The 13,993-nt window shown below is 52.2% G+C and carries 12 protein-coding genes; 3 read left to right on the forward strand and 9 right to left on the reverse strand.

Annotated elements, in window-relative coordinates:
- Positions 1–10 precede the first annotated feature (10 nt).
- The 9 genes from BLQ17_RS03245 to BLQ17_RS03285 all read right to left on the reverse strand — a co-directional run bounded on the left by BLQ17_RS03245 (position 11) and on the right by BLQ17_RS03285 (position 9,300).
- The gene (locus BLQ17_RS03245; RefSeq protein ID WP_092219762.1) at positions 11–1,372 is read right to left on the reverse strand and encodes a sigma-54-dependent transcriptional regulator; all 1,362 of its coding nucleotides are present in this window, start codon (positions 1,370–1,372) and stop codon (positions 11–13) included.
- On the reverse strand, positions 1,365–3,251 hold the full coding sequence (locus tag BLQ17_RS03250) for a cache domain-containing protein (RefSeq protein ID WP_092219764.1): 1,887 nt from the start codon (positions 3,249–3,251) through the stop codon (positions 1,365–1,367). Before BLQ17_RS03250 ends, BLQ17_RS03245 begins: the two co-directional genes overlap by 8 nt.
- A gap of 388 nt (positions 3,252–3,639) precedes the next feature.
- Positions 3,640–4,062, reverse strand: coding sequence for a universal stress protein (locus tag BLQ17_RS03255; RefSeq protein ID WP_092219766.1), 423 nt, complete (start codon positions 4,060–4,062; stop codon positions 3,640–3,642).
- Between the two features lie 202 nt (positions 4,063–4,264).
- A complete protein-coding gene (locus BLQ17_RS03260; protein WP_092219768.1) occupies positions 4,265–5,686 on the reverse strand; it encodes a transferase in 1,422 nt (473 codons plus the stop codon).
- A 45-nt stretch (positions 5,687–5,731) separates the two neighbouring features.
- Positions 5,732–6,274 (reverse strand): CBS domain-containing protein, encoded by a 543-nt coding sequence (locus BLQ17_RS03265; protein WP_092219770.1) that lies wholly within the window; start codon positions 6,272–6,274, stop codon positions 5,732–5,734.
- Positions 6,275–6,575: 301 nt separating this feature from the next.
- Positions 6,576–7,130, reverse strand: a complete 555-nt coding sequence (locus BLQ17_RS03270; protein ID WP_092219772.1) for a 2-oxoacid:acceptor oxidoreductase family protein — start codon at positions 7,128–7,130, stop codon at positions 6,576–6,578.
- Positions 7,131–7,135: 5 nt separating this feature from the next.
- Complete coding sequence (locus BLQ17_RS03275; RefSeq protein WP_092219774.1) at positions 7,136–7,936, reverse strand: 2-oxoacid:ferredoxin oxidoreductase subunit beta; 801 nt, start codon at positions 7,934–7,936, stop codon at positions 7,136–7,138.
- Between the two features lies 1 nt (position 7,937).
- Entirely contained in the window at positions 7,938–9,086 is a 1,149-nt protein-coding gene (locus BLQ17_RS03280) for a 2-oxoacid:acceptor oxidoreductase subunit alpha (RefSeq protein ID WP_092219775.1), read from the reverse strand.
- Positions 9,079–9,300, reverse strand: coding sequence for a 4Fe-4S dicluster domain-containing protein (locus BLQ17_RS03285; protein ID WP_092220076.1), 222 nt, complete (start codon positions 9,298–9,300; stop codon positions 9,079–9,081). The genes BLQ17_RS03280 and BLQ17_RS03285 overlap by 8 nt, the downstream gene beginning before the upstream one ends.
- Positions 9,301–10,076: 776 nt before the next feature.
- Between BLQ17_RS03285 and BLQ17_RS03295 the strand changes: the two genes are divergently transcribed.
- The 3 genes from BLQ17_RS03295 to BLQ17_RS03305 are packed head-to-tail and all read left to right on the forward strand — an operon-like array spanning position 10,077 to position 13,986.
- Complete coding sequence (locus tag BLQ17_RS03295) at positions 10,077–11,918, forward strand: AMP-dependent synthetase/ligase (protein ID WP_092219778.1); 1,842 nt, start codon at positions 10,077–10,079, stop codon at positions 11,916–11,918.
- A gap of 26 nt (positions 11,919–11,944) precedes the next feature.
- Positions 11,945–12,226, forward strand: a complete 282-nt coding sequence (locus BLQ17_RS03300; RefSeq protein ID WP_143005425.1) for a hypothetical protein — start codon at positions 11,945–11,947, stop codon at positions 12,224–12,226.
- Complete coding sequence (locus tag BLQ17_RS03305) at positions 12,208–13,986, forward strand: acyl-CoA dehydrogenase family protein (protein ID WP_092219782.1); 1,779 nt, start codon at positions 12,208–12,210, stop codon at positions 13,984–13,986. The genes BLQ17_RS03300 and BLQ17_RS03305 overlap by 19 nt, the downstream gene beginning before the upstream one ends.
- Positions 13,987–13,993 lie beyond the last annotated feature (7 nt).

Consider the following 13,993-nt stretch of genomic DNA (forward strand, 5'->3'; position numbering starts at 1 on the left):
CCCTCTGGCGTTACATCTTGTCCAGCCGATAGCGAAGGGTTGCCCTGGACAGCCCGAGGAGTCTTGCCGCCTTGCTGACGTTATTGCCGGCTATCTCCATGGCGTACTGGATATATTTTTTTTCGAGCTCCTCCAGTCCCACCCGGTGATCGCGGAGAAGCAGCTCCACTATCTGGTCCAGGTTCAACTCTCCCAGCGGTTTTGCGTAAGATTCGTTCAGGATCACGTGCCTTGCGGTGATGTTGTCGCCCTTTGCAAGAATCATGGCGCGTTCCAGGACGTTGCGCAATTCCCTGACGTTCCCTTTCCAGGGGTGATTGTAGAGCATCTCCATCACCTTGTCGGACATTGCCGGCGCACGCCTGCCAAAGGTCACGCTGAATTCGTTGATGAAATATTGGCAGAGCAGGGGGATATCGTCGCGTCGTTCCCTCAGGGACGGAATCCTGATGGGGAACACACTGATCCTGTAGTAGAGATCTTCCCGGAAGGTTCCTTCCCTTACCATCTGTTCCAGGTCTTTGTTGGTGGCGGCAATGAGCCGGACGTCGGTGGCAATAGTCTTGCTGCCTCCCAGCCGTTCTATGGTCTTGGATTCCAGCACCCGAAGGAATTTGGCCTGCATTTCCATGTCCATATCCCCGATTTCATCGAGAAAGAGCGTTCCCCCCGAGGCCAGTTCGAATTTTCCTTTCTTGAGCTGATGGGCGCCGGTAAACGCCCCTTTTTCATAGCCGAACAGTTCCGCTTCCAAAAGGGTGGCGGGAATCGCAGCACAGTTGACCGGCAGAAATGGGCGTTTGGAGCGGGAGGAGTTGAGATGGGTGGCCCTGCTGAGAAGTTCCTTGCCGGTGCCGCTCTCTCCGGTGATGAGCACCGTGGTATCGGTGAGCGAGACCTCGCCGGCGAGCCGCAGAATCTCACAAATTTCATTGGAGTTGCCGATAATATTGTCAAAGGTGAATTTCCCTTCTATCTCCCGGCGGAGGTATTTCACCTCAGAGGTGAGCCGGGAAATCTGCATTGCTTTCTTGATGCAGGAGCGGAGCTTGTCCTCGGTGAAGGGCTTGGTCACGTAGTCGAACGCCCCCTGGTGAATGGCTTCAACGGCACTGTCTATTGAGCCGAAGGCGGTGATGACGATGACCGGTACTTCGGGTTTTGCGTCCTTGATGTGCTTGAGTACTTCTATGCCGCTGATTTTCGGCAGCTTGAGATCGGTGATAACCAGAGAAACGGTTTCGTTGTCGAACAGGTCGATGGCCTGTTCGCCGTCGCAGGCTTCGTAAATGTTGAGATCAAGATCCGACAACAGCATCTTGATCACTTCGCGCATCCTGGCTTCATCCTCAACCAGCAGAAGGTTAGACATTGGGTGTGGGCTCCTTTAATATGCAGGGGAAATAGAGGTGGAACGTTGTCCCTTCCCCTATGACGCTTTCAACCTGGATCTGCCCCCGGTGCAGCTTGACCAGCTGAGATACGATGGATAAGCCGAGGCCGGTTCCGTCATCACGGAAGGAGATAAAGGGGTCCATGATCTTTTCCAGCTGTTCCCCGGACATTCCCCGCCCTTCGTCCCTGATCGAGACAATAAGCCAGTCGCGATCGACAGTGAACGGATTTCTGATGGAGATGAACCTCTTTTTGGCGCCGATAACATCCGGTTCTTTTTCCGATTTGATCATGATGGAGACTTTGCCGCCGCCGGGCATCGCTTCCAGCCCGTTGAGCAGGATGTTCATCAGAATCTGTCTTATCTGTCCCGGGTCGGCCTCGATAAGAGGCAGGTTGCGGGGGATTCTTCTTTCTATGGTGTAGCCCTCCTGGAGATACTTTTCTTCCACGGCGGACAATGTTTCTTCCAGCAGTATTCCGACATCGATTTCGCTGAAAACCGGGGGCGCGGGCTTGGCGAAGGCGAGAAACGCCTTGAGGGTATCATCGAGCCGGACAACTTCGTCCATGATGAAACTGGCCGCTTTTTCACGCATTTCCCAGGGGCGCTGTTTGTCGAGCAGAACCTGGGTCGAGCCGAGAATGATGCCTAAGGGGTTTTTTATTTCATGGGCGATGCCGGCGGTCATCGAACCCACGGCGGCAAGTTTCTGCTGCTCCTGCAGTTCCCTGTAGGTGGTTTTCACTTCCTCAAGACTTTTTTGCAGGGAGAGGGCCATCTTGTTAAAGGATGCGGCGAGTTCCCTGGCAATGTCGGGATCGTTGATCTCCACCCTGTGTTCGAGGTCTCCTCTGCCGATCCTGTCGATTCCCTGCTGCAGCTTCAGCAGGGGGCCGGTAATATTCTTGGAAAGGAGGTAGCTCAAGAGCGACGACAGCAGGATGCCTATTATAACGAGGGTGATGGTGGTGTTCTTTATTATCTGGACCTTGGTGAGGTAATCAGATGTTGAGAAGGTGACGCCCACGGTCCAGTTTTTTCCCGGATAGCTAGTATAGGCGGTGAAATATTGTTCATCTTTGAATGTGGTCAGGCCGAATTCGGTATGCGCTTTTGTCAGCTGTTGCCTGCTTTTCTCCAGCAGGGCGAGCCGCTCTTCTTGTTTTAACCGCTGGCCGGCAAAAGTTGCGGGAGTGATGATTTTGCCGCTGGTGTTCTCGAAAATATAGGCAATTCCCCGGATACTGATGTCGATTTTCTGTAAGAAATCAGCGAGTACGTCCAGGTTGACATCGATGCCGCAGATTCCCACTAGGCGGTTGTCGGAGTCGTACACCGGTGCGGAGATATAAAGGCCGGGACTGTTTGTGGTGGAGAGTCTATGGATGTCGCTCCAGAATGTGGTTGTTCCGGTCTCACCGTTTGCCCGGTCGAGTTTTTTGGGGTCTGGGACAATAACCTGTTCCGGTGGCTGGACCGGATAGGAGGTGACTCCACCTTTATCGTCGGAAAAATAGATGCTGATGAGGTTCGGCTGGGATCGGTGAAGTCGTGCAAAATAATCGAGAAGCCTGTTCTTGTCTGTTGTGTTGACGAGCCCGCTTGCCAGAGTCGAAGCGAGAAAGAGGGCGGTGTTGTCATGACGCGCCAGGTATGAAGTGATTCTTTTGGAGACCTGCTCGACGGTTCCGGTTGCATACTGTTCGGCCTGGTCCTTTGCGGCTTTATGGGCCTGCAGATATCCGATGTATCCCGTACCCGGTATGAAAATTATGAGCGGGAGGGCAAGGGCCAGAAACACCCTCAGCTGGAAGGATGATTTGTATTTTTTGAGAATATCCGTAACTGTCATAGCATTGCCGAACCAGTTGATCTGTCAGCCTGAATGTTACAGCCGCAACCTTGAGGTTCGACCGTGAATTCACCTCTCCGGTGAATGATTCAGGTGAGCGGAAAATTAAATTACGACTGCTGTGTTTTCGTATAATCGATCAGCGTGATCGATGCAAGGACCATGCGTGGAATTTGTCGGAGAACCCCTTGCGTAAAAAAATTGAAACACCTGTAACAGACCGGTGCTGCACCGGAAAACCCAGGGCAGCGAGGCAGTGGCAATAAACGGAATTCCCCCGTGCCTGCACCGGAGGTGCTGAGCGTTGCAGACATGGGGGTATCTTGGAGGGGCAGTGGGCCGGTACTGTTACATACTGGTTTTTCCGGCCGAGGAGTTGTTGCGGACCCTATTTCACCACAAGTACCGAGCAGGGGGTGGTGTGGAGCACCCTGTTGGTCACACTGCCGACAAAAAGTCCCTCAAGGTTGGTCAGTCCCCGTGAACCCATGATGATAAGTTCGCAATGCTGAATTCTGGCGACTTCGGTGATGGCCGGACTTGCCGGCTCCTCCATGAGCCTTTCTTCCACCGGGATGGCTGCCTCCCTGAAGCGGCTGGTGTAGCTGGTAATCAGTTTTTCCGCCCTCTCAATGATATAGGCGGTACTGTCGCTTCTCGACGGTTCTCCGACAATCGCCGGAATCCTTCTGTGACAATAGACAAGAACCACTTTTGCCTTGAGCAATTTCGCGTATTCGATGCCAGCTGCTACGACTCGATCAGAATGCGGGGAGCCATCTATGGCAACGAGAATTTTTTTGTCTTCCATTGTTCGCCCTCCTGGATGAAAGAAACAGACAACCGCGCACTGTTGAAAAAAACTATCTCTATACCATTATTGTATCGAACAAGTCGGGTCCCGGTCAAGTTGACTGGAGTCGGCGGACTGGTCAGCAAACGAAAAATAACCGATGCCAGCCTCCCGCGGCGGGATGGAGGTTGGTGCCCATATCCTGCCTAACATAACGAGGCTAAGGGCGAATTCTTATGCTCGGGTACATTCCCTCCATCTCGCCGAACTGAAAGGGTTGGATGGTATTGAGCGATAATTTCTGGTTTCTCTGGGCATGGCCGTCGTTTTTATTGTCGGAAAAGAAGGCACCGTTGACCTCGAGGATATGGTGGATCCGATCCTTGAATGCCTGGACAAGCAGCTTGCCGTTGCCTTCAAAGTGCATGTTGCCAAGGGAGATCCCACCCCGTATGTCTGCCAGCTTTTCCAGGGAAATACAGTTGGTCGCCAGTTCCCTGCGGTTTCTTACCAGTCCCCAGACAATGTGTTCGTCGGGGATTTCCAGTTTTTCTTCGGCATCAATGATGGTATGGGGCATGACGATACTGTCTTTGCCGATGGTGACCGGATTATCCGCAGAACCGCAGATAAAACTGTTGAATCCGGTAAAAACACCTTGCTGAAGATGGGCATGGTAAATTTTGGCGCCGTGGGCGGAAACATTGTACCCGTCAAGGATTGAGTCGACAATAATACAGTTTTCCTGGGCGTTTGCCCCCTTGCCCAGACTTGAGTTCTCGATGTAGGCCCGCTGCGAGATGAGTACGTTCTCGCCGATGCTGAAGGTGGGCAGGATAACGGCGTAGCGGTCAAGGGAGGATGTGTCCGGTATGGAGTCGACGGTATCGAGGTTGGCGGCATCGAACACCCGGCCGAAATTTTCTTCCCTCTCCTCGATAAAATCGATGAGCTTGCCGAGCGGTACCATGTCGGTCGACAACCTGATGTATTCCGCCAGTGCTTCCTGAGGATATTTGTAGAGGAAATTGAAGTCACCCGGACTGTAGATCCAGACCGTCCCGGGATCTGTCTGGGTATGGGAAATCTCCCTGGCCTGGATATAGGAATAGGCGCCTATGGCACAGTCTCTCATCCTGGTCAGGTCGACGGTGGCAAATGGGCCGAGAAAACACCCGTTTGTCGGGGCGCCATGGATGTTGGCGTAGTCCATTGACAGGGTGTCGCCAATAAAAAATCGTTCCGGGGTTTCCGGGTCGTGGCTGAAATTGTGTATCAGGGTCTTGATCAGGATGCAGTCTTCGATGTCGATAATCTCATCGTTCTTGAGGGTCAGGGTAAAATTCTGGAATTTACGGACCTCGTCTTTTCTCTTGAGCTCGTCCCCGCGTACGTCGGTTTTGTAGAGTATGGAGTTCTTGACCTTGCATTTGCCGAGAAAGTAGCTCCCGGCCAGGGCGGAATGTTCAAAATGCAGGTCGAGAGGGTGATCGGTCGTTATGCCGTAGAAGGCGTAAAAACTTCTCATCTGTTCCATGGCGATCAGATGCTCTGCGTACGGATTGACATCAAAGTTCAGCTCCCGCAAGTTGATATTCACTCTCTGTACGATTCTTTGATATAACTTGATTAATTCGCTCATATGTAAAATCCGTTTGGTGGCGGTTGGCACTGTTGTCGCGTGTTGTCAAAGCTGATTGAAAACCGCGGTAAAGACATCTGCGACCCGTAATATCCCGGTTATCTGGTTGTTGTTGCTGACCAGCAGGGAGAGGTGTCTTCCCGATACCAGCTTGTGTATCGCCGTATCCAGGTCGCTGTCTTCCGAGACGTACTCGCCTGCGGAATGGGCCTGCATGAACTCCTCGACTTTTTTGTTCCCGGCGACCCTCAGCCAGTCTTTGTTAATAACCTGTTCTCTGGCCCTGTAGGTTTCACGCAGTTCGACAATGTAGTCTTCACTGAAGTTGAATTTCTGCAGTTCTTTGATGTTGGTGAGAAAATTGAATTCCGGTTCAATTGCTTCCAGGGCCCTGAGCTGGCTTATCTTGCCCACGACATTGCCGCACTTGTCGAGAACGAGTACCGCCCGGTGCTGATATCTGGAATCTGTGAACTTTTCCTGTGCCTGTTCCAGTGCTCGAATTGCGTCAATAAGGGGCGTGCCGATCTCTACCGTTGCATACTCGGATATTGGTACCATCAGTTCTTTCACAAGAATATTTTTCACAACATCTCCTGTTTTTATATCGTTTAAGATTATAAAAATGCGAACTAATTGATTTTAAGACCTTACGTTTATTGTAAAAAAACGTATTTGTCAAAATATTCCGGTAAAAAAAGGAAGGCTGTCTTGCGGTGCGCCGTGTAATGTGAGGTTTGTTAGGAAAAATGCGGCTGCGGCTGTTTTGTTGTGGTATGGTACGGCCAAAGGGAAGTGTCAGGGAAACAGACACCCGCTACGACTCGATGTTGAGTAACATTTCGTCTTGCGGGTGTCTGTATGGTGCTCAACTCTGAAAGATTGCCGGTCAGCGGCCGCCTTGCAGGTAATTTTCTGCTATTTTATAGCCGAGCTCCATGGCGTCGGTGTTGAGCTGGATAAAATCCTTCGGCACCCGCTCCTTGACCACGGCAAGCAGCGACTCCATGCGTACAATCGGGTGAATGCCCAGCAGGGCGCCCAGCACGCTGATGTTGAAAACTATCGGCTTGCCGATTTTCTCCATCACCGATTCATAGATCGGCAGCTCTATCTGCTTGGCGTCCACCTTTCTTGTGGTGGTGACGAAACGGGTGTCGGTCAGCAGGGTCCCTCCGGGCCTGACAATGGGGGCGAAAGTAGTGTAAGCCTCCTGGGTCAGACAGATCAGGATGTTCGGCTGGGTGACGCCGGGGAAAAATATGTCGTCTTCGGAGATGATAATGTCGCTGCGGGTGGCTCCTCCGCGTGCTGCAGCGCCATAACTCTGTGACTGGGTGGCGTTCATCCCCTCGTGGATGACCGCTGCTTCAGCCAGAATAATAGCTGCGGTGATCACCCCCTGGCCGCCGGAACCGGAGAATACAATTCTGGTACGTTGCATGGTTCTTACCCCTTTGATGCTTGTTCAATGATTTTGTCATACTCCTGGCAGTATTCCGGACGGTCGACATCGAGAAAGACCCCGCGGGCGATAAGCTCGGGATTGTTTTCAAGAGCTTTCGACCCGAGCTTTGCGGTATTGGTCTTGTGCAGTTCGAGCATGCTGACCGCGTCGCCTTCCTTGTTTTTCCTGCCGTAATGGGTGGGACACTGGCTGAGAATTTCAACCACCGAGAACCCTTTGTGCTCAATGGCTTTTTTCAGGTAGCCGGTAGCTTCCTGGGCATGGTAGGCGGTGGATCTGGCAACAAAGGTCGCTCCTGCCGCTTTTGCCAGCTCGACCACGTCGAAATTGGAATCGATGGTCTTATACGGTGCGGTGGTCGCCTTGACACCCGCTCCGGAAAGGGGAGAGAACTGTCCCCCGGTCATGCCGTAGATGCGGTTGTTCATCACCACCGCGGTGATGTCGATGTTTCTGCGGGCTGCGTGGATGAAATGGTTGCCGCCGATGGCAAGCGCGTCGCCGTCGCCCATGGGGACAATAACCTTGAGCTCTGGTCTGCTCAGCTTCACCCCGGTGGCAAAAGCCAGCGCCCTGCCGTGGAGCGTGTGCAGGGAGTGAAAATCGACATAGCCGGAAATTCGTGCGGAACAGCCGATGCCGGAGGTCATGACGATCTCGCTCTTGTCAAGTCCGAGATCCTCGATAGCCCTGATCAGCGAGTTGAGAATGGTGCCGTGGCCGCAGCCCGGACACCACATGTGTGGAAAATATCGTTCCCGTAAATAATCTTTGACAGCCATCTTACACTCCCCTTCCTTGGATTACCCGCAGCAGTCTCTTGATATCTGTCGGGGTTATCAGTTTACCATCGAACCTGTTGGCCAGAAAAACACGGGACGGTTCGTCTACCGCGGCCTTGACCTGTGTCAATACCTGGCCCATGTTCATCTCTACCACCAGTACCGCTTTGGCTTTTTCGCATTTTTCCCGCACCAGATCCCTGGGAAACGGCCAGATCGACTGTAATTCCAGGACGCCGATCTTTTCCCCTTTGTTGCGCCTGTTTCTGGCCAGGTGGATGGCCGACCTGGCGGAAGAACCGTAGGAGATGAACACGTATTCCGCGTCGTCGAGAAAATACTCCTTGTAACGGGTGATGGAGTTGATGTTGGCGTCGATCTTGTCGGTGAGGTGACGGAGCAGCTCGTTGACGATCTTCGGGTTATTGGAGGGGAACCCCCACATATCGTGAAACAGCCCGGTAACGTTGTAGCGGTGATGACCGCCGAAATCGGACATCGGCAACCGGCCGTCTTCCCGCGGCAGGTAGGGGTGGTAGTCAACCCCTTTGGGCTGGGATGTGCGCAGCCTGTCCACGATAGCCAGTTCCCCTTCTTCGGGGATGGCCAGTTTTTCCCGCAGGTGGCCGATCGCCTCGTCGAGCAGCAGGATTACCGGAGTTCGATAGGTCTCAGCCAGGTTGAAAGCGTCGACGGTGATCGAAAAGATGTCCTGGTGGTTGGAGGCGGTCAGAGCTATGATGCTGTGATCGCCGTGGGTTCCCCAGCGGGCCTGGTTGACATCTCCCTGGCTCACATGGGTCGGGTTTCCGGTGGAAGGGCCGCCCCGCTGCACGTTGGCGATAACACATGGGATCTCGGCCATACAGGCGTAGCCGATCGCCTCTTGCTTGAGGGAGAATCCGGGACCGCTGGTGGCGGTCATCACCTTGTGGCCGGTAAGGGACGCGCCGATGATGGCACACATCGAGGCGATTTCGTCCTCCATCTGGATGAACTTTCCACCCCGCTGGGGAAGACGTTGGGAGAGATGTTCGGCAATCTCGGTGGATGGGGTAATCGGATAGCCGGCAAAAAATTCCACTCCGGCGTAAAGGGCTCCCTCGACACAGGCCTCGTTGCCTTGAATAAAGCGTATATTTTTACTCATCTTCCTTATCCTGTTCTATCAGTACCTCGATCGCCAGATCGGGACACCGTAATTCACATAACTTACAACAGATACAGTCCTCAGGCCGTACCGCCACCGCCTTGTCCTTGGAGTCTAGCTCCAGGACCTTCTTGGGGCAGAAACTGACGCAGATACCGCATCCCTTGCACCAGTCCCTGTTTATTGCAAGCTCCCTGAGTTTCTTTTTCGACATACGTACAACCTCATTTAATGATTGCTGGTCTCCATTTTTCATCGGTCTCTTCGGAATGTTGATTCCCTCCGTCTGCCATTGTTACAGTATATCCTATGTGAGATATCCGGTGGAATAAAGCAAAATATATGCCAGTGGATATTTGACGGGCTTCATCGCTGAAATATCCGCCGGACTCCCAGGTTTGTCCAGCAGAACCGCGGTTTGCCGTGAGTGGCTTGGCGAAAGTCTCAGGGTGAAAGGACCGGTTGGAAAAAGGTTTCGGTTGATTATTTGCTCAAACCAAAGGAGAACAATTGGTGCCATTGGCGAAAAAAATAACAATATATCAATTTGTTATAAGTATTGTTGATCATTTCGTCAAAATCTGCGGAAAAAGATCAAATGCGAAAAACGGTCGACTGGCAAACCTTGCGTAACAACCAATTTCCAGTTTTTTCCGTGTACTTGCGGGCTGGAGGATCCCATGGGCGAAAAGACCGTTTTAACGTAAAGTGTATATGTTCGTCGACTTTTGGCGATGGGCTGTCTTGTATATGTTGTCGCCCCTTGATGGTGTTCTTGCACGTTGTTGATATTGTAGAGTAAATAAAAATTTTTGTGTTTGTTGAGTATGAAATACATCTTTTGACAAGGCATGAAGAATGACCAGTAAATATCTGTTTCTATTGTTTGGTGTTGACATAGACGTTAAGGTAAGATAATTCTTTTCCATGAGAGGGGAATGAAAAGTTGTCGACCGAATTGTTGAAATAATAACCTGGGGGAACGTTTTTATGAACATCATGTCATATCCGTCAATCCCGGCGGTACTGCGTGAAAATGCAGAGAAGTACAGTGGACGACCAGCTATCAGTTATAAAGAAAACGGGACGTATTGTTCGCTTAGCTACGGAGAGTTTTATGAACGGTTTCTCAAGCTCGCCAGAGGGTTGCTGGTGTCCGGGATCACGCCGGGTGACAGGGTTGCGATTTTTTCCGAAAACCGGATGGAGTGGGCGATTTCGGACTTTGGAATCCAGAGCTGCGGCGCAGTTTCCGTTCCCATTTATGCGACCAATACCAACAAACAGGCGGCCTATGCAATAAACCACAGCGGGGCGAAAATCGTCTTCTGCTCCACCAGCGATCAGTACCGCAAGTTGGTGTCGGTAAAGGACCAGCTTTCCGGAGTGGAACTGGTTGTCTCCTACGAGAGTTTCCCGGGAGACAGTTCGTTGCCGTTATCTGCACTGGATCAGTTTTGTGAAATCGATACTCCGCTTGCCGACGAAGACCGAAATCGTATCGAAGGGCTCATTGACGGTATCACCCTGCAGGATCTGTTGACGATTATCTATACTTCAGGAACCACCGGGGTTCCCAAGGGGGTGGAACTCACCCAGCGCAACGTTATGTGCAATGCGCAATACGGGGTCGAACAGCTTGGCATGCACCAGGACAACATGACCACTCTCAGCTTTCTCCCGCTCAGTCATGTGCTGGAGAGGACCGGCGGGTATTATGTGACGCTTCTTGGCGGAAATCACCTGGTTTTTGCCGAAAATGTCGCCGCAGTGATGGATAACATGACCGAGGTCCGGCCAACCACAGTGGTCAGCGTTCCGCGGCTCTTTGAGAAAATTTATACCGGGATCCACGAAAGCGTCGAACAGATGCCGGCGCTGCGGCGAAAAATTTTCAACAGGGCAGTGGCGGTTGGCCGAGAATATGTCAATAAAAAATTCATCAAAAAAGAATCCCTGGGTTTTCTCGACTTCAGGTACAGGTTTTATGATAAACTTGTCTTTAAGAAGATCAGGGAACGCTTTGGCGGCAGATTGGCCTTTTTCCTCTGCGGCGGCGCCCCGCTCGACAAGACGGTCAATGAATTTATGTGGATCATCGGGACCCCTGTATTCAATGGATACGGGCTTACTGAAACATCCCCGGCGGTAACCATCAGCGGTGCCGGGAAAGTGAGGTTTGACTCGGTGGGCAAGGTTCTGCCCGAGACTGAGGTCAAGCTGGCCGAAGACGGAGAATTACTGGTCAAAGGACCGCAGCTGATGAGGGGATATTACAGGGATGAGGCGGCTACGGCGGCGGCCTTTGACGGCGACTGGTTCAAGACCGGGGACATTGCCCGTATCGATGAAGAAGGGTTTGTGTACATCGTTGACCGGAAAAAAGAACTCATCGTCACTGCCGGCGGGAAAAACATTGCACCGCAGCCCATAGAAAACGAGCTCAAGCTCGACCGCTACATTTCCCAGGCAATCATGTTTGGTGACCGCAAGCCGTACCTGACCGCCCTGCTGGTGGCAAATGCAGAGACTCTTGTTGATTATGCCCGGGAGCAGGGCATTGACTATGACGATATCGAAGATCTGGTCGGCAATATCAGGATCAAGCAGCTTTATGCGGAGCGGATTGCGGCGGTAAACAGAAATTTCCCCTCCTATAAAACCATAAAGTATTTTGCGGTGTTGCCCCGGGAGTTCTCCATTGAAGGGGGAGAGCTTACGCCGACCTTGAAGCTCAAACGCAAGTTTATCTACGAAAAATATAAAGATATTGCCGACGATTTATATGAGCTCAAGGGGAGTGCGGTCATCGCCCCGGGAAAAAACAGCTGAAAAATCGACACCAAGGGGCGGATCGATTGAGTCGCCGCGTTGGACGCTCAAGTTATGGGGCAACCCTGGCTGCACATATGGCCAGCACGTGGATTGAACTTCTGCTGCTGGAGATGATTTCAGGGGTGGGTACCGGGGCAAAATTGACCGCGACTCCGTCGTATGCAATAAGAAGGACGCAGTTGCGGTATGGCATGGTTTCGATGCGCGTCGACAACATAGTCGGCGCGGTCGGATTTTTTGAAAACTGTAAATGGAAACAGCAACCAGATATCCAAGAGGCGACGAGATGGCTGATACAATGTTGAGAGGCGGTGAATACTTGATAACTGAGACCAACTGTGACGATGTGTTTACTCCGGAAGATTTCTCAGACGAGCAGAAACAGATGGGGGAGACCACCGAACAGTTTATCGAAAATGAAATAGTTCCGCACCTGGAGGAAATCGATCAACAGAATTTCGACCTGGTTGTCAAGGGACTAAAGCAATGCGGCGACCTGGGGTTGCTTATGATGGATGCCCCGGAAGAGTATGGGGGGCTCGAACTTGACAAGGCCTCTTCTATGCTGGTTGTCGAGAAAATCGCCTACGGAGGGTCGTTTTCCGTCGTCTACTCCTGCCACAGCGGAATCGGCACCCTGCCGCTCATCTATTACGGAACGAAAGAGCAGAAAGATAAATACCTGGAAAAGATCATCACCGGGGAGTGGTGTGCCGCCTACTGTTTGACCGAACCCGGCTCCGGGAGCGACGCGCTTGGGGCCCAGGCCAGTGCCGTCCTCTCCGAAGATGGGAAACACTACATCTTAAACGGCACCAAACAGTTCATAACCAACGGTGGTTTTGCCAATCTCTTTACGGTCTTTGCCAAGATCGACAAACAACATTTTACCGCGTTTCTGGTGGAGAAGAGCTTTGAAGGACTGGTGATAGGCGCCGAAGAGAAGAAGCTGGGGATAAAGGGGTCGTCAACCACCCAGGTGATCCTGGACAACTGCAAGGTTCCCGTTGAAAACCTGCTTGGCGAGAAAGGCAAAGGGCACAAGATCGCTTTTAATGTTCTCAATATCGGCCGGTTCAAGCTGGGCGCGGGGGTATGCGGCGGCTCAAAGCTGGCGCTGGCTACGGGGATAAAATATGCCAACGAGCGGAAGCAGTTTAACACGCCCATCGCGAAATTCGGCGCAATTTCAGAAAAAATAGCTGACCTGACCGCCAAGATCTACGCCTCTGAGTCCCTGGTTTACCGTCTGGCGGGTCTGCTTGACGACAAGCTCGAAACCGTAGAAAAAGGCATCGAAGGGTACTATGACGAGTATCTGAAAGGTATTGAAGAGTATGCCGCCGAATGCGGCATCTCCAAAGTCTTCTGCAGCGAGGTCCTTGCCAAGACCGTTGACGAGGTAGTCCAGATCCATGGCGGCTACGGCTTCGTCGCGGACTACCCGGCCGAGAGGTATTACCGGGATGAACGTATCAACCGTATTTTCGAGGGGACCAATGAAATAAACCGGCTGCTTATCACCGGCATGATCCTGAAAAAGGCGATGAAGGGCGAACTGCCCCTGCAGCAGCAGGCTATGAAGGCGTTTGAGTCTCTGATGACGCCAAGCTTTGAGGAGCTGGATGAATCGATTCTTTTTGTCCGGGAAAAAGAGCTTATCAAAAACCTGAAGACGCTTTTCCTTATCCTGGCCGGTGCCGGAGTGCAGAAGTATATGGATAAGCTTGCCAACGAACAGGAGATACTCATGGCGTCTGCGGATCTGGCGATCCAGATCTTCGCCCTTGAGAGCAGCGTGCTGCGAGCTGAAAAAATATACAACACGGTCAGTGAACGCAAGCGCGGACTGCTTGAGGCCGCGGTGAAGATTTTTGCCTTCGATGCGGCCGAGGAGGCTGCTACTGCGGCGCGTAAGGCTGCTTTCTACGTGGAGGAGGGAGATAACCTGACCATGATTCTTTCCGGGGTCAGGAGGTTCACCAAATATGATGCCACCGGTCTCCTGACGGCCAAAAGGACTCTTGCCGGGGCCGCCTGCGAAGAGGAAAAGTACCTTTTCTAATTGATGT

Source organism: Desulforhopalus singaporensis (assembly GCF_900104445.1).
Lineage (GTDB): Bacteria > Desulfobacterota > Desulfobulbia > Desulfobulbales > Desulfocapsaceae > Desulforhopalus_A > Desulforhopalus_A singaporensis.

Coding starts and splice junctions, on each gene's coding strand:
- BLQ17_RS03245 (WP_092219762.1), bottom strand. CDS start 1,372: ATGTCTAACCTTCTGCTGGTTGAGGATGAAGCCAGGATGCGCGAAGTG.
- BLQ17_RS03250 (WP_092219764.1), bottom strand. CDS start 3,251: ATGACAGTTACGGATATTCTCAAAAAATACAAATCATCCTTCCAGCTG.
- BLQ17_RS03255 (WP_092219766.1), bottom strand. CDS start 4,062: ATGGAAGACAAAAAAATTCTCGTTGCCATAGATGGCTCCCCGCATTCT.
- BLQ17_RS03260 (WP_092219768.1), bottom strand. CDS start 5,686: ATGAGCGAATTAATCAAGTTATATCAAAGAATCGTACAGAGAGTGAAT.
- BLQ17_RS03270 (WP_092219772.1), bottom strand. CDS start 7,130: ATGCAACGTACCAGAATTGTATTCTCCGGTTCCGGCGGCCAGGGGGTG.
- BLQ17_RS03275 (WP_092219774.1), bottom strand. CDS start 7,936: ATGGCTGTCAAAGATTATTTACGGGAACGATATTTTCCACACATGTGG.
- BLQ17_RS03280 (WP_092219775.1), bottom strand. CDS start 9,086: ATGAGTAAAAATATACGCTTTATTCAAGGCAACGAGGCCTGTGTCGAG.
- BLQ17_RS03285 (WP_092220076.1), bottom strand. CDS start 9,300: ATGTCGAAAAAGAAACTCAGGGAGCTTGCAATAAACAGGGACTGGTGC.
- BLQ17_RS03295 (WP_092219778.1), top strand. CDS start 10,077: ATGAACATCATGTCATATCCGTCAATCCCGGCGGTACTGCGTGAAAAT.
- BLQ17_RS03305 (WP_092219782.1), top strand. CDS start 12,208: ATGGCTGATACAATGTTGAGAGGCGGTGAATACTTGATAACTGAGACC.